Source organism: Cryobacterium glaciale (assembly GCF_004402535.1).
Taxonomy (GTDB): Bacteria; Actinomycetota; Actinomycetes; order Actinomycetales; family Microbacteriaceae; genus Cryobacterium; species Cryobacterium glaciale.
The window spans coordinates 84,745-106,682 of record NZ_SOEY01000034.1; the positions used below are offsets into that span (position 1 = coordinate 84,745).

Consider the following 21,938-nt stretch of genomic DNA (forward strand, 5'->3'; position numbering starts at 1 on the left):
AGGGAGGAGGCGTCAGACCCGATCGTCAGCCCCTGACGTCAGTCCCGGTCGTTCGTCGCCTGGGACGGATGTGGGGACGCGGCCGCAGGTCGGGTAGTGTCGGCGTCGGCGTCTGGGTTGGCGGCGTCGGCGCCCGCGCAGGCCCGCGCCACCGCCGCGAGGGAGAGGGCGACGTCCGTGGCATCCGTCGACCAGTTACTCACCGAGATGCGCAGAATGTCCCGGTCGTGCCAGCGCGACCCCGACATCCAAGCCGAGCCGTCGGCGATGAGCTGCTGGGTCACCCGCCGGGTGCGTTCATCACTGCCGAAACTCACGCACACCTGTGTGAACACCACTTCGTTGAGTACCTCAACGCCCGGCAGCGAGCATAGGCCCTCGGCCAGTGCCCGTGCATTCGCCGCGAGACCGTCCACCAGTGCGATCGTGCCGGCGCGGCCGAGTGATCGGAGCGCCGCCCACACGGGAACGCCTCGGGCCCGGCGGGACAGCTCGGGTACCTTCTCGAAGGGGTTGCCGGGGCCAGGGTTACCGGGAGCGCCGTCGGCCGCCACCAGATAGCTCGTATGCACGCCGAATACCCTGCGCACGACTTCAGGTCGGGACACGATCGCCACCCCGCAGTCGTAGGGCACGTTGAGCGTCTTGTGAGCGTCCGTCGCCCAGGAGTCGGCCCGTTCCACGCCGGCCAGCTGGTCACGATAGTTCGGGCTGACGGCGGCCCAAAGGCCGAACGCTCCGTCGACGTGCACCCACGCTCCGTGTTGGCCTGCCGCGTCGATCGCTGCCCCCATCGGGTCTGACGCTCCGGAATGCAGGTTGCCGGCCTGCAGGCAGACAATGGCCGGGCCGGAACCGGCCTCCAGTAGCTCGGCCAGGGCGTCTGGCCGCAATCGTCCCTCCCGGTCGACGTCGACCACGATGGGCGCACCGAGACCGAGGTAGCGCAGCACGAGATCGATGACGTCGTGACGCTCCGCCCCCACGAAAACCCGCACGCGGGGCGAACCGGCCAGGCCGTCCCGGTCCAGGTCCCACCCGGCCCGTTCCAGAACCCACTGACGCCCCGCGGCGAGACCGACAAAATTGGCCATGGTCGCGCCGGTGGTGAAACCGACATCCGCTCCGGCAGAAAGTCCGAGCAGGTCGAGCAGCCAGGCGGCGGCGGTCTCCTCGAGCACGGCGGTCGCGGGAGTGGCGAAGCGCATTCCGGCGTTCTGGTCCCACGCGGTCACCAGCCAGTCGGCGGCGAGCGCGGCGGGCAGGGTTCCCCCAATCACCCACCCGAAGAATCGGCCGGACGGCATCGCCATCAGCCCGGGTTCCGCGAAGGCGGCGAGTTCATCGATGACGTCCGCCGCAGCGCACGAAGACGGGGGCAGCGGGCCGGCCGAGACGGCGGCGAGGGTATCGGCGTCGACCCGAGGGCCGACCGGGCGGGTAGGTAACGACGCAAGCCAGGCGTGGGCGTGCAGCAGTGCACGGTCCAGAGCCGCGGTGTAAGCGTCCGGCTGGGCAGACATGGCGCCATGATAGCCCGCCGGTCTGCCCGTGTCGCCGGTTCGTAACGGGGTTGCTGTGACCCGCACCATCGCCAGCCGCCCCTCCCCTTTCGCTGACGTCCACAGTTCTGACGAAGCGAGTGTCGGTGGGTGCCCGTAGTCTAAAGACCCGACGAGAGGTGATCCATGGCAGCCGTGCAGCTGGGCCAGTACGCGCCCGCCGAGAAGATTCTGGTGCATTTGAGTGACACCCATTTTCTAGCGGATGGCGCGGCCCTCTACGGCGCCGTCGACACCGACCACACCGTGCACCGCGCCTTCGAGCAGCTGCACCGCTCGGGCATTCACCCCGACGCGATCATTCTCACCGGCGACGTGGCCGACCGCGGCGAAGCGGATGCCTACCGCCGCATCCGCGGCATCGTCGAGTCCGCTGCCGCCCGGTGGAACGCCAGGATCATCTGGGTGATGGGCAACCACGACCAGCGCGAACCCTTTCGTACCGAGCTGCTCGGCCAGACGCCCGCTGATCACCACCCCGCCGACCTACACCCCGTGGATCAAACATATGATCTCGATGGCCTGCGCCTCATCGCCCTCGACACGAGCGTTCCCGGCTATCACCACGGTGAGGTCACCGACGATCAACTGCGCTGGCTGGCCGATGTCCTCCAGCGTCCGGCCCCGCGCGGGTCGATTCTGGCGCTGCACCACCCACCGATTCCCACGCCGCTGCCGCTGATGAGCGTGCTCGAGCTGCAGGATCAGCCGAGGCTGGCTGCTGTTCTGACCGGCAGTGACGTGCGTGCCATACTCGGCGGGCACCTGCACTACTCCACCCAGGGCCTCTTCGTCGGCATCCCCGTGTCGGTCGCGGCGGCTACCTGTTACACGATGGACCTCAGCGCACCCGATCGTGAACTGACCGGGGTGAGCGGCGGCCAGACACTCAACCTCGTGCACGTCTACGCCGACCAGATCACCCACTCCCAGCTGCCGATCGGCGACTATGCCGCTGTCACGCAGTTTCCCGCCGACTATGTCGAGGAGCTGGCCACTCTCTCGCCCGAGGACCGCCGGCAGGCCTTCTCGCGGCAGCGTTGACGGCCACGGCGCGAAACCCTGAGACAGAGAAACTGACCCCGTGCAGCTGAGCGACGACATCGACGAGTTTCTGCGTTATCTCACCGCCGAGCGCGGCTACTCGACCCACACGGTGCGGGCCTATCGCACCGACCTGCACCAACTGGCCGGGTTTGCGGCCGAGCGGGGCGCAACGGCATCCGCTGAGCTGAGCCTGGAACTGCTGCGGGAATGGCTCTGGGTGGCCACCCAGGCCGGCCTGGCCCGGGCCACCCTGGCCCGGCGTTCGGCGTCGGCCCGCAGCTTCACCGCCTGGCTCGCGCAGAGCCACGACGACGGCATCGACCCGGCGGCTCGCCTGCGCTCGCCGAAGCCCGGTCGCACCCTGCCGCGCGTCATCAACCACACGCAGATGACCGACCTGCTCGACCTGTTGGCGGCTCGTGCCGCCGGGGGAGAGTCGCTCGCGCTGCGAGACCTCGCCATCGTCGAGCTGCTCTACGCCTCGGCGCTGCGCGTCTCCGAGCTGGTCGGCCTCGATCTTGCCGACGTCGACCTCGAACAGTTGACCGTGCGGGTCACCGGCAAGGGCGCGAAGGAACGCGTGGTTCCGTTCGGGGTTCCGGCGCAGCGTGCCCTCGTCGAGTACCTGCGCGAGGCCCGGCTCACACTCGCAGCCGGTGCCGCGGCGCCAGCGAAAACCAATGCAGGGCAGACCAATGCAGGGCAGACCAGTGCCGGGAAAGCCGTTTTCGTGCAAGCCGGCGCAGTGCAACCCGCGACGGACGCCCGATCGAATCCTGCGCTCCCCAACGTCGCCGCAGTCTTCCTGGGCCGTCAGGGCAAGCGTCTCGGCGTGCGCGGGGTCTACCGCCTTGTCGCCGCGCTGCTCGAAGCGGTTCCTGGTGCCGGCCCGGCCGGCCCGCACGCCCTGCGCCACACGGCCGCCACCCATCTGCTCGATGGCGGGGCCGACCTGCGCGCCGTGCAGGAACTCCTCGGGCACGTCAGCCTCGGCACCACCCAGATCTATACCCACGTCTCGGCGGAACGCCTCAAAGCGAGCTACGGGCTCGCCCACCCGCGCGCCTGACTCGGCCGAGGGCTCAGCCGCGGGAATAGCGAGCAGCGAGCAGCGAGCAGCGATCAGCGCCAGGGGCCAGACCTCGGAGCCGTCGCATCAGGCGCCGTCGGCAGCAGAACGGCCCGGGGGAGCTTCTCAAGATAGAGCAGCGGCGAGACGTAGGACCCGTGCAGACGCACCCCCAGGTGCAGGCACCCGGGCGGGCAGTGACCGCCGCTGCCCACGGTGCCGATCACCTGCCCGGCGCGCACCCGGTCGCCCACGGCGACGACGGCATCCACGGGCTCGACCGTCATGATCACGTCACCCGGCTGCGTGATCGACAGGACCGGCCGATCGACGACGGTGCCCGCGAACGACACCACGCCCTCGTGCGGTGCCAACACAGACTGCTGCGCCTCGGCTGCGAGGTCGATCCCGCGGTGGCCGCCGGCATAGGGTGACGCCGGCGCCAGAAAGGCCCGGGTCACGGGGTGTGGTGCCGCGAGTGGCCAGCGCCAGGCATCCGCTCTGGTCGGTGCGGCACCCCCCGGCGGCGTGGACGAGGTAGCGCCGGTTGGCGACCCGGCACCGAGAATTAGGATCACGGTGATGAGGGCGGATGCCGCCGGTGCGCGCAAATTCTGCATGCTCCCACCCTGCCGCCCGATCGCGGTGGTAGTCGCGCGTCGCACGGACCAGTGCACGCTTCTGCACTTTCGGGCCTGTGCAGGAGACGGCGCGCGCAGCAGACCCCGACTCCCACCCGGTCGCACCGGCACCCCCGGCGGTGATACGCTATCCCCAGCAGCGCTTTGTGCGCTGACTACGCGTGCCCATTTGGCCGCCATGTCCAATCGGTCCCGTCTCACGAGATTCTCGCGTGAAACAGGGCGGACGTGTGCCGGGCACCAGGAGCGATGATCGACCGATCATCGCACAAACCGATTGGTGTGGCTTTTCGAGCCCGCACCAGAACAGGAGTACGGCACATGGCCGTCGTAACCATTCGCCAGCTGCTTGACAGCGGCGTGCACTTCGGGCACCAGACCCGCCGTTGGAACCCGAAGATGAAACGCTTCATCTTCACCGAGCGTTCCGGCATCTACATCATCGACCTGCAGCAGTCGCTCGGGTTCGTTGACAAGGCCTATGACTTCGTCAAGGAGACGGTTGCCCACGGCGGCACCATCCTCTTCGTCGGCACCAAGAAGCAGGCCCAGGAATCCATCTCAGAGCAGGCGCAGCGCGTGGGCCAGCCCTACGTCAACCAGCGCTGGCTCGGTGGACTCCTCACCAACTTCCAGACCGTTTCCAAGCGTCTGGCCCGCATGAAAGAACTCGAAGAGCTCGACTTCGAAGACACCGCCAAGAGCGGTTTCACGAAGAAGGAAATGCTCATCAAGAAGCGCGAGCTCGTCAAGCTGCACAAGAGCCTCGGCGGAATCCGCAACCTCACGAAGACCCCGTCTGCGCTGTGGGTTGTTGACACCAATAAGGAGCACCTCGCCATCGACGAGGCGCGCAAGCTCGGCATCCCCGTCATCGCTATCCTCGACACCAACTGCGACCCCGACGACGTGCAGTACCCGATCCCGGGCAACGACGACGCCATCCGCTCCGTTGGCCTGCTGACCCGCATCATCGCGGACGCCGCAGCCGAGGGACTCATCCAGCGCCACGCCAAGCCGGAGGCCGAAGTCGAGCCCCTCGCCGCATGGGAAGCTGAACTTCTCCAGGCCTCGGAGACCGAGACCACCCCCGCGCAGTCCTCTGCCGAGACCGAGAAGGTTGCCGACGCTAGCGTCCCAACCGACGAGGCCGTTGTTGCAGAGCCCACCATCGCCGACGCTGTCGCCGACACCGAGGTTGCCGCCGTACTGGCCGCCGTCGCTGACGAGCCTGTCGTCGCCGACGAGACCAAGTAAGGAACCCGGTATGGCAAACTTCACACTCGAAAACGTCAAGGCTCTTCGCGAGAACCTCGGCACCGGAATGGTCGACACCAAGAATGCCCTCGTTGAAGCTGACGGTGACATGGACAAGGCCATCGAGATCCTGCGTCTCAAGGGTGCCAAGGGCAACGCTAAGCGCGCTGACCGTTCCACCTCTGAGGGACTCGTCGCTGCCAAGGAAATCGGTACGACCGCGTACATGATCGAACTCGCCTGCGAGACCGACTTCGTCGCGAAGGGTGACAAGTTCGTCGTCCTGGCCGACAAGGTTCTCGACGCGATCGCCGCCGCTGGCGCGACCACGGTCGAGGCCGGATTGGCCGCAGCGGCCGGAACGCAGACCGTCGCCGAGCTCATCGACGGCGAAGCCGCCATCATCGGCGAAAAGTTCGAACTTCGCCGTGTTGCCGCCGTCACGGGCGAATCGTTCTCGATCTACCTGCACAAGACCAGCAAGGACCTGCCCCCGCAGGTCGGCGTTGTTCTCGGCTTCTCCGGTTTCGACGTGGAGACCGCTCGCAGCGTGGCCCAGCACATCTCGTTCGCCAACCCCGAGTACCTCGCGGCGAGCGATGTTCCTGCTGAACTCGTGGAAACCGAGCGCAAGATCGTCACCGAGATCTCGAAGAACGAGGGCAAGCCGGAAGCGGCACTGCCCAAGATCGTTGAGGGACGCGTCAAGGCGTACCTCAAGCAGGTCGCACTGCTCGAACAGGACTACGCCAAGGACAACAAGTTGTCCGTTGCGAAGGTTCTCGACGACGCAAAACTGACCGTGTCGGGCTTCGCCCGGTTCAAGGTCGGCGCCTAACAAAAAATGACGGAGGTCGGATTGCGAAAGCGATCCGGCCTCCGTTTTTGCGTGTGCCCCCGGCAGGGGTAGCGCACTTGGTAGTTTGGTAGCATCCCCTCTCGGAAGGCCCCGCACGACATGACTGACACGGCCAGCACGCCCATGACCCACACCAGCCCGACCAGCGCTTTCGCTAGCGCGGTCAGGCCAACCCCGGTCGTGAAGAAGCGACGAGTGCTTCTCAAACTGTCCGGTGAGGCCTTCGGCGGCGGCGCCGTCGGTGTGAATCCGGATGTCGTCAGCTCGCTGGCCCGCGAGATCGCCGAGGGTGCCAAGCACGTCGAAGTGGCCATCGTCGTGGGTGGCGGAAACTTCTTTCGTGGCGCCGAACTCTCTCAGCGCGGAATGGACCGTGGCCGCGCCGACTACATGGGCATGCTCGGCACCGTCATGAACGCCCTCGCCCTGCAGGACTTTCTCGAACAGGCCGGCGCTGAGACCCGCGTGCAGTCCGCCATCTCGATGACCCAGGTCGCCGAGCAGTACATTCCGCGGCGCGCCGAGCGTCACCTGGAGAAGGGGCGTGTCGTCATCTTCGGTGCCGGCGCCGGACTGCCGTACTTCTCCACCGACACGGTCGCAGCCCAGCGCGCCCTGGAAATCGACGCCGACGTCGTGCTCGTTGCCAAGAACGGCGTCGACGGCGTCTATTCCGACGACCCCCGCACCAACCCCGACGCCCAGAAGATCCATCACATCACCTACCTGGAGGCCCTACAGCGCGGCCTCAAGGTGGTCGACTCCACTGCGTTCAGCCTGTGCATGGACAACCACATGCCCATGCAGGTGTTCGGCATGGCGCCGGAGGGTAACGTCACCGCTGCCATCCTCGGCACCGATCTGGGCACTCGCGTCTCCAACTAGAATTGTTCCACCACCAATAAAGGAGTCACCGTGATCGCGGATGTTCTTTCCGACGCCACTGCGCGCATGAACCGGGCCCTCGAGGCCGCCAAAGACGATTTTGGCACCGTGCGTACGGGCCGCGCCAACCCGCAGATGTTCGCGAAGATTCTGGTGAGCTACTACGGCACGCTGACCCCGCTGGAACAGCTCGCATCGCTGCAAAACCAGGAAGCCCGCACGATGCTGATCGGCCCGTACGATAAGGCTGCGCTGCGCGACATCGAGATCGCCATTCGCGACACTCCGAACCTGGGCGCCAACGTCGGCAACGACGGCACCACCATTCGGGCCACCCTCCCCGAACTCACCACGGAACGCCGCAAGGAATTCGTGAAGATCGTCAAGGCCAAGGCGGAGGATGCCCGCATCTCCGTGCGCAACATTCGCCGCAAGGCCAAGGACGAGCTCGACGCGCTCAAGAGCGAGGTCGGCGACGACGAGGTCGGTCGTGCCGAGAAAGAGCTTGAGCTGATCACGAAGAGCCACGTGGACGGCATTGACGACGCCTTCAAGCGCAAGGAAGCCGAACTCCTCGAGATCTAGGAAACGATCAGATGACCGAGAAACCGGGGAACGACCAGCCGCCTAAACGCGGTCACGGCGTCAGTCGCGCCGAGTTTCGGGCGCAGGTGAAAACGACGCGCGCTGACTTCGAACGGCAGGTGCAGACCACCAAGGCCGATTTCGAACGTCAGGTGCAGGCCACCCGCGCCCAGCTCGACGCGACGAACGAGCGCATCGAAGCACGCACCGGGCGCAACCTCATTCTGGCCATTCTGATCGGGCTCGTACTCGGCGGCTCCATGCTGGTCAGCCTCATCATCATCAAACAGCTCTTCATGATCTTTGCGGTCGTGATCGTGGCTTTCTGTGCCTTTGAGCTGGCGCAGGCCCTGCGGTACGCCGGGCGCAACGTGCCCCGCATCCCCGTGATCATCTCCGCGATCGCGATCGTCCCTGCGGCGTTCTACGGCGAGGCGACCGGCCAGTGGCTGGTCATGCTTGGCGGTATCGCGCTGATCGCGCTGTGGCGGCTGGCGCTGTTGGTGATTCCGTCACATCGCGCCTCGGCCCGTTCCGTCGTCGGTGACGTGGGTGGCGGCATCCTGATTCAGGTCTACGTCGTATTCCTCGCGAGCTTCGCCGTGTTGCTCGTCGCCCAGGACCACGGCCAGTGGTGGACGCTCGCCTTTCTCATCCTGGTGATCTCCGCCGATACCGGTGCGTACGTGAGCGGGCTCAACTTCGGCAAGCACCCAATGGCACCCTCGATCAGCCCCAAGAAGACCTGGGAAGGCTTCATCGGTGCCGGCCTGATCTGCATGATTGCCGGCGTTTTGCTGTCGATCTTCATGCTCGACCAGCCGTGGTGGTTCGGCCTGGTGTTCGGGTCGGTCATTCTGCTGACGGCGACCTTCGGCGATCTGGCCGAATCGCTCATCAAACGCGACCTCGGCATCAAGGACATGAGTTCGTGGCTGCCAGGGCACGGCGGTTTTCTCGATCGGCTGGACTCCATCCTGCCGTCGGCCGCTGCCGCCTACGCGCTCTACCTGGTGTTCGCGTGAGTGCGCCCGATTCTTCCCGCACGATGCCAGTACGAGACAATGAGACCATGAGCACCATATTTCCCCGAGTGGGCAAGAAGACGCTCGGCTACAACGTTGGCCAGGTCGAAGCGTTCCTGGCTGCTGCTCGCCGCGCCTACGACCAGCCAGAACAGCACGACGATGACATCGATACCGATACCGATACCGGCACCGTGGAATCCGTCGATGAGATCGCAGCCGGCACCGAGCCCGATGATGATCCGCTCGAGGCTGTGCCCGGCGACGAGACGGCGGGTACCGACGGTACCGACGCCATCCATGCCATCGTTGCCGAGAAGGCGGAGGCGGAAGCGAATCGCACCGGACTCACCCTGACGGCCGAAGGCATCCGTCATACCGCTTTTGCAATGCACAGGGGCGGATTCTCGCCCGAACACGTCGATGGGGCCCTGGAACGTCTGGAAGACGCCTTTGCGGCCCGGGAACGTTTTCAGGCTGCCCGCGCCGGGAGAGAGCAGGCGTGGATGGCTGAGGCCGAAAGCACCGCCGACGTGCTCGTGGCCCGGCTCAGCCGCGCGCCTGGTCACCGTTTCACCCGGGCGAGCGTGTTGGCGGTCGGCTATAAACGAGTGGATGTCGATCGTCTCGCCAACAAACTGGTCAAGTATTTTCAAGACGGTCGTGAGCTCACCGTCGATGAGGTTCGAACTGCCGTTTTTCGCCCTGAACGGGGCGGATACCGGGAAGCGCAGGTCGACCTGGTGCTGGACAGTGTTGTCGACGTCATGCTCGCGGTCCGCTGATTTGGGCTCCGTTACTTGGTTGGTATCAAACTTGTCGGCTAAGGTCGTTTACTAATGGGTAGGCATCTCAAAGCAATCGACACTGTTCCGGCCGCAGCACGGCCGCTTGTTCGTCGTACCCGGCCGCGGGTGAAGCCGGCGCACTTTGTGTTCGGGTTCACCGCCGCCTGCGCGTTCGTGCTCGTCACCGTGGTAGACCCCTACTCCGGCGCGACCGCGTCCCCGTATTTTCAAATCGCCGGGAGTACGGCCGATGTCGGGCCGGCGCAGGCCGTGCTCGTAGCCGGCGGCTACACCAACACCATCACCCGTGACGGCTACGCCGTGACCGAGAAACCTAAGCCGGTGCCGGTGGTCGTGGCGGTCGAAAAGAAGACGCAGAGTTTCACCGCGCCGTCCGCCGCCGTGCCGGATCCTGGATCGGCCCAGGCCTATGCCTACGATGCCGTTGCAGCGCGCGGCTGGGGCGAAGACCAGTACAGCTGCCTCGTCTCGCTCTGGCAGAAGGAATCCGGCTGGCGGGTCAATGCCGAGAACAGCTCGAGTGGAGCCTACGGAATTCCGCAGTCACTGCCCGGTTCCAAAATGGCAAGCGCCGGCGAAGACTGGGCCACGAACGCCGGTACCCAGATCGAGTGGGGCCTCGGCTACATCACCGACCGCTATGGCACGCCGTGCGGCGCGTGGGGCAAGTCCCAAGCCTCCGGCTGGTATTAGCAGCAGGCTGGTGCCGGGCCTGGCTGCCCGCACTTTAGACTGGAATCATGGCGCGCAGCAATCGACCCAGAGGCCGCAAAGCCCCGCAGCCTGCCGACGACGATGAGACCGGCGACCTGAACCACCTGCTTGCGGGGTGGCGTCGCAGCGAAGTTCGGCGCGACGGCCTGTGGTACGTGCAGCCGGTTCCCGCCAAGCAAGCCGTAAAAACCTACCTGTGCCCCGGGTGCACTCTCGACATCGTGCCGGGCGCGGCGCACATCGTCACGTGGCGCGGCGACGGAGTGCTCGGCGACGCCGCCGACCTCTCCAACCGGCGGCACTGGCACTCGCACTGTTGGAAAATCACGTGACCGGCGAACCCGAGATCCCAGGAGAACCCATGACCGCCTCGGTCGATATTCGTGGCGGCATCGAACTGCCCGCCACTGTCGAGCACATCGAACTGCACACCAGCGACGGACTCACCCTGGTGGGCGAACTGGCGACCCCGGTAGGGCGGGCGGCGGTCGCGACCCTCGTGACGCTGCATCCGCTGCCGACCGCCGGCGGCTTCATGGACTCGCATATTCTGCGGAAGGCCGCCAACCGGCTGCCCGCACTGGCTGACCTGGCCGTGCTGCGGTTCAATACTCGCGGCACCGCCTCGCCGCGCGGCACGAGCGACGGCGACTTCGGCCACGGACTGACCGAACGCGCCGATGTGGCCGCGGCGATGGCCTTCGTCGCCGAGCGGCACCTGCCGAACCCGTGGCTGGTCGGCTGGTCGTTCGGCACCGAACTCGCCCTCAAATACGGGCTGGAGCATGCCATTCGCGGGGCCATCCTGCTCTCGCCGCCACTGCACCGCACCACCAACGAAGAACTGGCGGCCTGGGCCGGTAATGAACGCGCCCTGGTGGCTCTCATTCCCGAGTTCGACGACTACCTGCGACCGGACGCTGCCCGCCTGCGGTTTGCGAGTGTGCCCGACCTGCGCCTGGTCGCGGTTGAGGGCGGCAAACACCTGTGGGTGGGGGAGAACCTGACCCGCCGGGTGCTCACCGAGATCGTCGCCACGGTCAACCCCGGCGCGCTGCCGCTGCCGACCGAATGGACGGCGCCGCGACCCGGTGCCTCCTAAACCCGGTGCCTCCTAAACCCGGTGCCTCCTAAACCCGGCGTCTCCTGAAGCGCGCGTTCGACGTCAGAGTTCGTTCTGGCGGGGGATGACGACCTGTTTGACGATCATGATGACCGAGGCGGCGACGGGGATGGCGATCAGCGCGCCGAGAATTCCCAGCAGGTTGCCCCCGGCCAGGGCCGCGATCACGACAACCGCGCCCGGAATCGACACGGCCCGGTTCATGATCTTCGGACTGAGCACATAAGCCTCGACCTGCATGTAGATGAGGTAATAGATCGCCGCGGCCAGCGCTGTCTGCGGCGAGCTGCCGATTTCTGGGATCAGGCAGGTCAGGACGATGATGACCGAGCCCGAAATGGTACCGATGAGCGGAATCAGCGACAGCAGGAAGGCGATGAACGCGAGCAGTGCCGGAAACGGAGCGCCGATGATCGACAGAAAGATGAAGCTCAGCACTCCGTTGACCGAGGCCAGCGCGGCCTGCCCCACGATGTAACGACCGACCGCCGTGGTGATCTGCTCACTGATATCGGTGAAGCGCTCCCGCTTGGACGCGGGAACCAACTGATAAGTGGCCCGCTTCATGCTGTTCAGCGAGGCCGTGAAGTAGAGCGTGAGGATGAGAATGATGAGGCCGCCGAACAGGCCGTTGACAATGGCGAGGCCAGACTGAACGACGGTCGTCGTGATGTTGGTGAGGTTGCCACCGAGAAAATCGGTGATCGTCTTCGTGATTTCGTCGATGTCGAGACCGGGGAACTGCTTTTTCAGATCGTCCAGAAAAGTCGAGCTGTTAACCCCCCGCACCAGCTCCGGAATGAGCTTGGACAGCTTGGATACCTGGTCGACGATGATCGGAACGATGGCGAATATGACGCCGGTCAGCACGCCGAGTACGGCCGCGACCACGGTGAGAATGGCGGCCCAGCGCGGAAACTTCTTCTTCTCCAGCCATGACACGGCCGGGTCGAGGCCGAGCGCGATGAACAGCGCAGCCCCGACGTAGATGATGATCGTCTGCAGGGTGATCACCGAGGTGATGATCAGTAAGCCCAGCCCAACCCCCAGGGTTCCGACGAGTCCGAACCGGAAGGCATTCTGAATTTTCACGTGGAGTCTCCAGGAGTAGGGAATTACTCGGCTGCGACCCGTTCTGCCTGGGTCAAAACGCTGCGCAGGCTTTCAAAGTACCCGGCCACGGCGTCGCGCTCAATCCTAATCTGTGACAGCCGGTCTTCGGCGTCGGCGACGAGGGTGCGTGAGCGTGTCGTGGCGTCGGTGACGAGGGCGGTGGCGGTGGCGTGGGCGTCGCGGAGAATACGTTCGGCATTCTCCTCGGCGAGTTCCTTGTTGGCCTTGGCTTCCTCGCGGGCGCCGGCGTCGAGTTCCTCGTTGAGAACGCGCAGCTCGGCGGTGCGGTCGGTCGTCTCGGTGAGCTGCCTGGCGGCATCCGTCTGGAATTTCTGGGCCTGGGCCACGGCCTCCTGGTGGCGGGCGAGGTGCTCCTGCTCGGCCTCGTCCCGGCGGGCTTTCAGCTCGACATCGAAGTCGGCGCGGGCCTGGTCGATTTCCCGGGCCAGCCGGCTCGCCTCGTGCTCGCCCTTCTTGCGGGTGGCGGTGAGCTGGTTCTCCAGGTCGATGCGGGCCTGCTCGGCCTCGGCCTCGGCGTCGAGGCGGGCCTGCTGGTTCTCGCGGGCGAGGTCGGCGCCGGCCTGCTCCACCTCGGCGGCGAGGGCGGCACGGGCCTGCTCGATCTCGCGGGCCAGGCTGGCGCGCTTGCGATCGAGTTCACGCGTAAGGTCGGTCTGCGCCTGTTCCCGTTCCACCTCGGTCACCGCGTGAGCCTGTTCGACCTCGCGGGCCAGGTCGATTCGACCCTGCTCCACCTCGGCGGCGAGCAGGGTGCGGGCCTGGTCAGCCTCGTGGGCGCCATTCAGTCGCGCCTGCTCGGACTCCCGAGCCAGATCCACCCGGGCCTGCTCGGTCTCGGCCGCAAGATCGACGCGGGCCTGGTCGGTCTCGCGCTGCAGGTCGGCGCGTTGCTGGTCGAGTTCGAGGGCTACTTCAGCGCGGGTGAGTTCGGTCTCGTGGGTCAGTCCGGCCGCGATTTCGCGGGCTTCAGTGGCCTCCCGCTGGGCGACGACGCGCACTTCGGCGGCTTCCCGATCTGCTTCAGAGCGGATGGCCGCGACCTCACGTTTCACCGTGGCCCGTGCTTCGGCGGCCTCGGTGGCAACGGCGCCACGAATCAGCGAGGCATCGCGGATAGCGTCCTGGGTGACCTGGGCCTGCTCGTCCTGCGCACGCGCGCGCACGTCATCCGCTTCGACGCGCACATCATCGAGCACCCGGCGCGCCTTGACGGCGGCATCGGACAGGGTTCGTTCGGCCTGCTCGACCGCGTTCTGGCGCAGCAGCTGCACCTCGTCGTTGGTCGCGGCGCGCAGCTTCTCGGCGTCGATATCGGCCTGGGCGATGACGCGGGTGGATTGCTCCTCTGCGACGCGCAGGGTGTTCTCCAGCTTGGTACCGAGACCGGAGAACGTTGGGCTTCCGACTTCTTCGATCTCGGCGTTGAGATCGTCGATGCGACCGGCGAGACGTTTGACCTCGCGACCGGCCTCAGCATTCTGGGTGTTCGCCTGAATCAGTTCGCGTCGCAGCGACTGAATGGCCTTCGCGACCTCATCCTTGTCATAGCCGCGGAATACCTGGGTGAAATCAGCTTCGTCGTCAGACACGTGTGCTCCTTACAGATGGGCCCCGTCCCTCGATGGATCATGCATGACGGGCCAGCTCGATTTTAGTGGGTTCTGCCCCGCCCCGTATGCGCCCACCGGACGAGGGCACTCTGGCCGCTATTAGGCACCTCTCAGGAGAACGCAGTAACGTAGAAGGTCCGTGTCTGGCGAGCTTCAGCCACGTGAATCAACCACAGTGACTGACCAGTACCGACCAGACAGTGCCAACCAGACAATACCGACCAGCAACTGCTGAAGGGTGATACGTGCGTTTTGTTCTTGCCATCGTGGCATTCGTTCTTGCTGCCGTGATGATCGTTCTCGGCATCGCGCAGCGTACGATCCTGCTCGAGCCCGCCTTCACCTCCCTGGGTTCGACCGTGACCGGTGACACGACATACACCGTGATCGATCCGAGCGCCCTCGCGGCCTCGTCGGGCAGCCAGACCATCAACGTGCGCGGTGACGGCGCGGTTTTTCTCGCCTACGGGCGTTCCGACGACGTTGCCGCCTGGATCGGCACGGATGCGTATTCCACCGTCGGCTTCAGCGAGGAGACCGGTGAACTCACCTCCACCGTCACCGAGGCCGTCACTCCCGACGATGAGGTGGCACCAGATGCCGGGGCAGCGGATGCCGTCCCAGCGGACGAGGCCGCAGCGATCGTGAATCCGGCCGGCTCCGACCTCTGGCTCGACGAGTACACCGGCACCCATTCCCTGACGACCACGCTGACCCTGCCAGACGACATCTCGGTGATCGTCGCGTCGGACGGTATCGAACCGGCGCCCGCGAGCATCCGTCTGTCGTGGGCTTCTGATAATTCCACCCCATGGGCTGGCCCGCTTCTCGCCGGCGGTGCCCTGCTGTTGTTGGCCGGCCTCGTGTTGTACCTGCTGGCATTGCTGCACCTGCGGCGCTCGCGGAGGCCGCGCCGCAACATCCCGCGCGGACCCCGCATGCCCCGATTGCCCCGCGCCCCGCGTCCGAAGTCGATCAAGGCCAGCCAGATCACCACGTCGCGGCGGGGAATCACCCGTCGGGTGGCCATCCTCCCCATGGTCCTGGTCTCCGGCCTTGCCCTGAGCGGCTGTTCAGCCGACCTGTGGCCAGATTTCAGCACGGCCGACACCGCCACTGCCACCCCCACACCGACGCCCCAGTCCACCGATTCGGTCGAAGCTGCCGCCGAGCTGCCGCCGCCCGCCGTGACCGTCTCCCAGCTGGAGACCATCATGGGCGAGATTTCGCTGCTCAGCGCAGACGCGGACGCCACCCTCAACACCGAGACCATCAGCACGCGATTTACCGGCCCGGCCCTGGAACAACGCCTCGCCAACTATAAGATCCGTGCCGTCGATCCGGCGGTCGCCCCGCTCGTGGCCCTGCCCGGCGCCCCAATCACGTTCACGCTGCCGCAGCAGACCAATTCCTGGCCGCGGGTGGTCATGACCGTCATCCAGGACGAGAACGATCCCAGCATTCCGACCTTGGCTGTCATGCTCAAGCAGGAATCGCCCCGCAGCAACTACCAGGTGGACTACCTGTTCGCCCTGGAGCAGTCGGCGCACGTACCGGAGGTAGCCCCGGCCGTGGTCGGCGCCCCGGCCATCGCCCCCGACAACAAGCTGCTGCTGCTGCCGCCGGACCAGCTGGCTGCCGCGTATGCCGACATCCTGATACAGGGCGCAGCCAGCCCCTCGTACGGGCTGTTCGAGAGCGACGGCGACAACTTCCGTATCCAGGTCGCTGACCTCAATGCCGCCAAGGTCGCCGCGCTGCCGTCGACCGCGTCGATCGAATTCGCCGCGGCCGCGGGCAGTGACGAGGCCGTTGCCCTGGCCACCAACGACTCCGGCAGCATCGTGGCCGTCAGCATGACGGAGACTGAAACGGTCAAACCCGTCCAGGAGGGCGCCACGGTGGGCCCGGCGGGCGATGCCCTCGCCGCTAAAGCGCTGTCCGGTATCACCACCACGACCAAGGGCTTTCAAAACACCTACCGCGACCAACTTCTGTTCTACGTACCCACGTCGGGTTCAAGCGACAAAATCGTGCTTCTGGGCTTTGCCCAGGGCCTCATCACATCGGCGGAACTTCCATGACGAATATGCCCCCTTCCGGATCGAACCTGCGCGGAGCGGTTGATCTTTCCTCCCTCGTGAACCGGGCGCCGGCCGGAACCCCTCCGGTCGCCACGAACGGCGCACCCGCCACGGGCGCCGCCGTCGGTGGGCCGGCAGCACCGACCGGAGCTGTCACGGTTCCGAGCCTTGTTCTCGACGGCACCGACGCCAATTTCGGTGAGCTGCTTGAACTCTCCTCCCGTGTTCCCGTGATCGTCGGACTGTGGGCATCGTGGAGTGAGCCGTCCACCGCGCTCTTGGCGGTGCTGGAGAAGCTCGTGACCGGCCTCGCCGGCCGGTTCGTGCTGGCCCGCGTCGACATTGACTCGAACCCGCAGCTCGCGCAGGCGTTCCAGGCCCAGTCGGTACCCACAGTCGCCGCCGTCATCACCGGTCAGCCGGTGCAGCTCTTCAACGGCCCGCTCGCGGAGGAACAGATCGCCGACGTGCTCGGTCGCGTACTCGAGCTCGCCGCGCAGCAGGGCGTGACCGGCACGGCCGAGGCCGCCGGCGTTGCCGCTGACGCCGAACCGGCCGCCGTGGTCGACGAGCCCCTGCCACCGCACCACCTGGAGGCCTACGCGGCCATCGAAGCCGGCGACTACGCCACCGCCCAGAGCGAATACCGCACGGCCCTGGCCCAGAACCCGAACGACACCATGGCCGTGGCCGGACTGGCCCAGGTCAGCCTGCTCGCCCGGTTACAGGGCAAGACCATCGACCAGATCCGTAACGGGGCCGCATCCGCACCCGACGACCTCGACGCGCAGCTGCTGGTCGCCGACCTCGACCTCTCCGGCGGCCACATCGAGGACGCCTTCGATCGCTTGTTGAGCCTGTTCCCGGCGCAGCCGGCCCCGGGTCGCAACACCATCCGCGAGCGCATCCTCGAACTGTTCGAGGTCATCGGCACCGACGACCCCCGGGTCGCTCCCACCCGGTCTCGGTTAGCGGCCCTGCTCTATTGATCCAGTCGTTCGCGAGAGCGCAAAAGTGCCCGTCTGACTCAGTCAAACGGGCACTTTTACTCTCTCACGGGGCGGTTCAGCGGCGCAGGCGTAACCAGAGTCCAGCCAGGGGAGGCAGAGTCAGGGTTGCGGAGGCGGGGCGACCAGCCCAGGGCTCGTTGTAGGCCTCGACGTTTCCCTGGTTTCCCACGCCGGAGCCGCCGAAGTCGCCGGCATCCGTGTTGAGGATTTCCTCCCACTGTCCGGCGAACGGCAGGCCGACTCGATAGTCGGTGTGCGGCTGCCCGGCGAAGTTGAAGAAGCAGGCGACCGGAACGCCGTGGTTGTCCCAGCGCAGAAACGACACGACGTTCTGGCTCGCGGCCCCGCCGTCGAGCAGTTCGAAGCCACCCGGGTCGTTGTCGCGGCTCCACAGGCTCGCGTTGTCGCGGTACACCCGGTTGAGCTGGCCGACGAGATTGAACAGGCCGCGGTGGGCCGGCTGGTCGAGCATCCACCAGTCCAGGCCGCGTTCTTCGCTCCACTCCGAACGCTGCCCGAACTCGCTGCCCATGAACAGCAGCTGCTTGCCCGGGTGGGCCCACATGAAGGCAAGGTAGGCGCGCACGTTGGCGAGCTGCTGCCAGGAATCACCGGGCATCTTCGACACCAGGGCGCCCTTGCCGTGCACGACCTCGTCGTGGCTGATCGGCAGCAGAAAGTTCTCGCTGAACGCGTAGATGAACGAGAAGGTGATGTCGTTGTGGTGGTAGGAGCGGTACATGGGGTCGACCTGCATGTACTCGAGGGAGTCGTGCATCCAGCCCATGTTCCACTTGAATCCGAACCCGAGTCCGCCGCCGCTGGTCGGCGCCGTCACCCCGCCCCAGTTGGTGGATTCCTCGGCGATCATGATCGTTCCGGGGTTGCGCTTGTACGCCGTCGCGGTGATCTCCTGCAGCAGGCTGATCGCCTCGAGGTTCTCGTTGCCGCCGTACTTGTTCGGTTCCCACTGGCCGTCCTCGCGCGAGTAGTCGAGGTAGAGCATCGACGCGACGGCGTCGACGCGCAGGGCGTCGATGTGGAACTCTTCGAGCCAGTACAGCGCGTTAGCGACGAGGAAGTTGCGCACCTGCATCTGGCCGAAGTCGAAGATGTAGGTGCCCCAGTCCAACTGCTCACCCCGACGCGGGTCCGGGTGCTCGTAGAGGGCCTGGCCGTCGAAGCGGGCCAGGGCGAAGTCGTCTTTGGGAAAGTGGCCGGGCACCCAGTCCATGATCACGCCGATGCCGGCCTGGTGCAGCCGGTCGATGAGATAGCGCAGGTCGTCGGGGGAGCCGAACCGGCTGGTCGGCGCGTAATAGCCGCTGACCTGATAGCCCCACGATCCGCCAAACGGATGCTCCGCGAGAGGCATGAATTCCACGTGCGTGAAGCTCAGTTCCTGCAGATAGCCGACGAGCTCATCCGCCAGGTCGCGGTAGCCGAGACCGGGTCGCCAGGAACCGACGTGCATTTCGTAGACGCTCATCGCCTGGTTGTGCGGATCGTTGGCCTTGCGGTTGGCCAGCCACGCGGCATCCGCCCACTCGTAGTGCGATGCCGTGACGACCGACGCGGTCAGTGGCGGCACCTCGGCCAGCCGGGCGATCGGGTCGGCCTTTTCGACCCAGGCGCCGGACTGCGTGAGCAGCTGGAACTTGTACCTGGTGCCGAGTTCGAGGCCCGGAATGAACAGCTCCCAGACGCCGGTGCTGCCCATATTGCGCATGGCGTGGGTCGTGCCGTTCCAGCCGTTGAAATCACCGATCACCCGGGCGGCGCGGGCGTGCGGCGCCCACACGGCGAAGGAGGTTCCGGTCGAGGCGGCCGTGGCGCCCTGGTGCTCGCGGTGGTGTGCCCCCAGGACGTCCCAGAGTCGCTCGTGGCGGCCTTCTCCGATCAGGTGCAGGTCCAGCTCGCCGAGCGTCGGGATGAAGCGATAGGGGTCATCACAGATCCAGGGCGGGGCATCCTGGTAGCGGGCCTCGATCGTGTAGTCGGTGGGCCCGAGGGTGCTTTCACCCTGCCAGATGCCGTGCTTGAGGTGGGCGAGTTCCACGTGCGCGCCGCTGGCCAGAATCGCGAAGACCTCGGTGGCGAGCGGCCGCAGCGCGCGGATGATGACGAGCGGGTCGGAGACACCGGCCTGGTGGGCGAGGTGCTGGCCGAGGATCTCGTGCGGATTGTAGTAGCTGCCGGCGGCGACGGCCTCGAGAACGTGGTCGGGAATGGGTGCCGGCTCAGTGGGGGCCACGTGCTTCGCAGCCTTCGTGGATTGTGTCGTCGGGGACTGAGCCTTCTTGCCGTCGATGTTCTTTCCCTGACCCTTCTGGTGCTTGCTCGAATTCTTCTTCTTGGACTTCTTCTTGTCGCCGCTCATGCGTGGCCCGGATCGTGGGGGGTGACGTGCAGGATGTGCACCGGTTCGGTGAAGGCATCGAGCCGCACGAAGTTGTCGGCCGACCAGGTCCAGGTGGCTCCCGACACGAGGTCGTGCACGTCGAAGGTGTCGCCGCTTGCAATGCCGAACCGGGTCACGTCGAGGTGCACGACCGTTTGGCGCACCGAGTGCGGGTCGACGTTGGCGACGATGATGAGGGCATCCGCCTGGCCGGTGCCGGTGAACGCGGCGTCGAGGTACTTGCTGTAGACGAGGATCGAATCGTCGTCGCTGGCATGGATGTTTAGGTTGCGCAGCTGACGCAGCGCCGGGTGCTTGGCCCGAATGCGGTTGAGCAGGGTGAGGTACGGCGCCAGGGACTTGCCGAGCTCCTCCGCCTTGCTCCAGTCGCGCGGCCGGTACTCGTATTTCTCGTTGTCGATGCTTTCTTCGGCACCTGGCCGGGCAACGTTCTCGAACAGGTCGAAGCCGGCATAGACCCCCCAGGTCGGCGCCGCCGTCGCGGCGAGGGCCGCCCGAATCTTGAAGGCCGCCGGCCCGCCGAACTGCAGGTATTCGGTAAGGATGTCGGGGGTGTTCACGAATAGGTTCGGACGTAGAAAGTCGGGGGTGTCGGAGGCGAGGCCGTGGAAGAATTCCTCGAGCTCGGTTTTGGTGTTGCGCCAGGTAAAATACGTGTATGACTGCTGGAACCCGACCTTGCCGAGCGCTTGCATGAGGGCCGGTCGGGTGAAGGCTTCGGCGAGGAAAACCACGTCGGGATCGGTGGCGTTGACCTCATCGATGAGCCATTCCCAGAAGTCGAGCGGCTTGGTATGCGGGTTGTCCACCCGAAAGATGCGCACGCCGACGCTGATCCAGTAGCGCACGAGGCGCAGCGCTTCGGCACGGATGCCGGCGGGATCGTTGTCGAAATTGATTGGGTAGATGTCTTGGTATTTTTTCGGCGGGTTCTCGGCGTAGGTGATGGTGCCGTCGGGAAGGGTGGTGAACCATTCCGGGTGCTCCAGCACCCAGGGGTGGTCGGGGGAGGCCTGCAGCGCAAAGTCGAGGGCCACCTCGATGCCGAGCGAGGCCGCCTTCTTCAGAAAGAAGGTGAAGTCGGCGACGGTGCCGAGGTCGGGGTGGATGGCGTCGTGGCCGCCGTCTTTCGAGCCGATCGCCCACGGTGAGCCGGGGTCGCCCGGCGCGACCTCGAGCGAATTGTTCGGTCCCTTGCGAAAAGCCTGCCCGATCGGGTGGATCGGGGGCAGGTACAGCACGTCGAAGCCCATGGCCGCGACGGCGGGCAGGCGCTTGGCCGCGGTACGAAAGGTTCCGCTCTGCCAGCTGCCGTCGGCCCGGCGCACAGCCCCTTCCGAACGGGGAAAGAACTCGTACCAGGAGCCGACCCCGGCCCTGGCCCGTTCGACGATGATCGTGCGTTCGGCCGAGAGCGAGGCCAGCCCGGCGAGGGGGTGGGCCGCGATGGCCTGCCGGAGGGCGGCATCCGCTACCGCCAGAAAACGTTCGGTGGCCGATTTTTCAGTGTCGGCGAGGGTTTTTGCTGCCGTCTGGAACAGGCGGCGAGCGGCAAGTGGGCGGGCCTTGTCCAGACCGGCCTGGCCGAGCAGTGCGCCGCCGATCACGAACATGAGTTCAACATCGATGCCCGCCGGAATCTTGATTGCGGCGTTGTGCTCCCAGGTGGCGAAATCGTCGGCGTAGGCGCGGACCCGATAGGTCCAGCGGCCCGCGACGCCGAGCTGAGCCGCGGTGCCGTAGCGGTCGGCGCCGTCGGCCTGCAGCGTCATGGGATGCCGTGTGGTGCTGGCGTCGGGCGCGGTGAGCTGCAGCTCGACACCGATGAGGTCGTGCCCCTCGCGAAAGGCAGTCGCTGCGAACGGCACGACTTCACCGACGAAGGCGCGGGCCGGCCAGAGATTGTCGTTCAGCTGGGGAGAGAGGTCGAGAACGGGGATTCGACCTACGAATGCGCCGGCGCTGCTCGAGACCGTGGACACGGTCGCGGGTGCGCTGCTCGATGCTGTCGGCAGGGTCGTCTTTTTTGCTGCTGTCTTGGCCACACCACGACCGTAGCGTGAAAGCGTGGCAATGGCTCCCGTCTGGCGCACGGCTCGCCC

19 protein-coding genes are annotated in these 21,938 nt (G+C 66.1%); 13 read left to right on the forward strand and 6 right to left on the reverse strand.

Going from position 1 to position 21,938, the window contains the following annotated elements; translation table 11 throughout:
- Window positions 1-38 precede the first annotated feature (38 nt).
- Complete coding sequence (locus tag E3O06_RS16700) at window positions 39-1,523, reverse strand: pyridoxal phosphate-dependent decarboxylase family protein (protein ID WP_134504567.1); 1,485 nt, start codon at window positions 1,521-1,523, stop codon at window positions 39-41.
- A 165-nt stretch (window positions 1,524-1,688) separates the two neighbouring features.
- On the opposite strand from E3O06_RS16700, the gene E3O06_RS16705 reads away from it, so the two are divergent.
- Entirely contained in the window at window positions 1,689-2,606 is a 918-nt protein-coding gene (locus E3O06_RS16705) for a phosphodiesterase (protein WP_134504569.1), read from the forward strand.
- Between the two features lie 40 nt (window positions 2,607-2,646).
- Window positions 2,647-3,678 carry a tyrosine recombinase XerC gene (locus E3O06_RS16710; RefSeq protein WP_134504571.1) on the forward strand — a complete coding sequence of 344 codons (1,032 nt, stop codon included), beginning with the start codon at window positions 2,647-2,649 and terminating at the stop codon, window positions 3,676-3,678.
- A 53-nt stretch (window positions 3,679-3,731) separates the two neighbouring features.
- Here E3O06_RS16710 and E3O06_RS16715 read toward each other — a convergent pair whose 3' ends face one another.
- The gene (locus E3O06_RS16715) at window positions 3,732-4,298 is read right to left on the reverse strand and encodes a murein hydrolase activator EnvC family protein (RefSeq protein ID WP_134504573.1); all 567 of its coding nucleotides are present in this window, start codon (window positions 4,296-4,298) and stop codon (window positions 3,732-3,734) included.
- 342 nt (window positions 4,299-4,640) lie between these two features.
- On the opposite strand from E3O06_RS16715, the gene rpsB reads away from it, so the two are divergent.
- The 9 genes from rpsB to E3O06_RS16760 all read left to right on the forward strand — a co-directional run bounded on the left by rpsB (window position 4,641) and on the right by E3O06_RS16760 (window position 11,555).
- On the forward strand, window positions 4,641-5,576 hold the full coding sequence (gene rpsB, locus E3O06_RS16720; protein ID WP_134504575.1) for a 30S ribosomal protein S2: 936 nt from the start codon (window positions 4,641-4,643) through the stop codon (window positions 5,574-5,576).
- Window positions 5,577-5,586: 10 nt separating this feature from the next.
- Window positions 5,587-6,414, forward strand: coding sequence for a translation elongation factor Ts (gene tsf / locus E3O06_RS16725; RefSeq protein WP_134504577.1), 828 nt, complete (start codon window positions 5,587-5,589; stop codon window positions 6,412-6,414).
- A 144-nt stretch (window positions 6,415-6,558) separates the two neighbouring features.
- Entirely contained in the window at window positions 6,559-7,320 is a 762-nt protein-coding gene (gene pyrH, locus E3O06_RS16730) for a UMP kinase (protein WP_134504724.1), read from the forward strand.
- A 30-nt stretch (window positions 7,321-7,350) separates the two neighbouring features.
- Window positions 7,351-7,905, forward strand: coding sequence for a ribosome recycling factor (gene frr / locus E3O06_RS16735; RefSeq protein ID WP_092108831.1), 555 nt, complete (start codon window positions 7,351-7,353; stop codon window positions 7,903-7,905).
- 11 nt (window positions 7,906-7,916) lie between these two features.
- The gene (locus E3O06_RS16740; protein WP_134504578.1) at window positions 7,917-8,930 is read left to right on the forward strand and encodes a phosphatidate cytidylyltransferase; all 1,014 of its coding nucleotides are present in this window, start codon (window positions 7,917-7,919) and stop codon (window positions 8,928-8,930) included.
- A gap of 47 nt (window positions 8,931-8,977) precedes the next feature.
- Window positions 8,978-9,715: a DivIVA domain-containing protein gene (locus tag E3O06_RS16745; RefSeq protein ID WP_134504580.1), complete on the forward strand. Its 738-nt coding sequence runs from the start codon at window positions 8,978-8,980 to the stop codon at window positions 9,713-9,715.
- A gap of 54 nt (window positions 9,716-9,769) precedes the next feature.
- Window positions 9,770-10,432: an aggregation-promoting factor C-terminal-like domain-containing protein gene (locus E3O06_RS18135; protein ID WP_241980354.1), complete on the forward strand. Its 663-nt coding sequence runs from the start codon at window positions 9,770-9,772 to the stop codon at window positions 10,430-10,432.
- Window positions 10,433-10,479: 47 nt separating this feature from the next.
- On the forward strand, window positions 10,480-10,785 hold the full coding sequence (locus E3O06_RS16755; RefSeq protein ID WP_174843250.1) for a hypothetical protein: 306 nt from the start codon (window positions 10,480-10,482) through the stop codon (window positions 10,783-10,785).
- A gap of 29 nt (window positions 10,786-10,814) precedes the next feature.
- Window positions 10,815-11,555 (forward strand): alpha/beta hydrolase, encoded by a 741-nt coding sequence (locus tag E3O06_RS16760; protein ID WP_134504582.1) that lies wholly within the window; start codon window positions 10,815-10,817, stop codon window positions 11,553-11,555.
- Window positions 11,556-11,618: 63 nt separating this feature from the next.
- Here E3O06_RS16760 and E3O06_RS16765 read toward each other — a convergent pair whose 3' ends face one another.
- The gene (locus tag E3O06_RS16765; RefSeq protein WP_134504584.1) at window positions 11,619-12,668 is read right to left on the reverse strand and encodes an AI-2E family transporter; all 1,050 of its coding nucleotides are present in this window, start codon (window positions 12,666-12,668) and stop codon (window positions 11,619-11,621) included.
- 23 nt (window positions 12,669-12,691) lie between these two features.
- The gene (locus tag E3O06_RS16770; protein WP_134504586.1) at window positions 12,692-14,299 is read right to left on the reverse strand and encodes a coiled-coil domain-containing protein; all 1,608 of its coding nucleotides are present in this window, start codon (window positions 14,297-14,299) and stop codon (window positions 12,692-12,694) included.
- A 266-nt stretch (window positions 14,300-14,565) separates the two neighbouring features.
- Here E3O06_RS16770 and E3O06_RS16775 point away from each other — a divergent pair, with 266 nt between their 5' ends.
- Window positions 14,566-16,404: a DUF8094 domain-containing protein gene (locus E3O06_RS16775; protein WP_134504588.1), complete on the forward strand. Its 1,839-nt coding sequence runs from the start codon at window positions 14,566-14,568 to the stop codon at window positions 16,402-16,404.
- Window positions 16,401-17,393: a tetratricopeptide repeat protein gene (locus tag E3O06_RS16780; protein WP_134504590.1), complete on the forward strand. Its 993-nt coding sequence runs from the start codon at window positions 16,401-16,403 to the stop codon at window positions 17,391-17,393. The genes E3O06_RS16775 and E3O06_RS16780 overlap by 4 nt, the downstream gene beginning before the upstream one ends.
- Before the next feature lie 76 nt (window positions 17,394-17,469).
- Here the strand turns inward: E3O06_RS16780 and glgB are convergent, their stop codons facing one another.
- Together glgB and E3O06_RS16790 are read right to left on the reverse strand one after the other, a co-directional pair.
- Window positions 17,470-19,794, reverse strand: coding sequence for a 1,4-alpha-glucan branching protein GlgB (gene glgB / locus E3O06_RS16785; protein ID WP_134504592.1), 2,325 nt, complete (start codon window positions 19,792-19,794; stop codon window positions 17,470-17,472).
- Complete coding sequence (locus E3O06_RS16790) at window positions 19,791-21,881, reverse strand: alpha-1,4-glucan--maltose-1-phosphate maltosyltransferase (RefSeq protein WP_420898895.1); 2,091 nt, start codon at window positions 21,879-21,881, stop codon at window positions 19,791-19,793. The genes glgB and E3O06_RS16790 overlap by 4 nt, the downstream gene beginning before the upstream one ends.
- Window positions 21,882-21,938 lie beyond the last annotated feature (57 nt).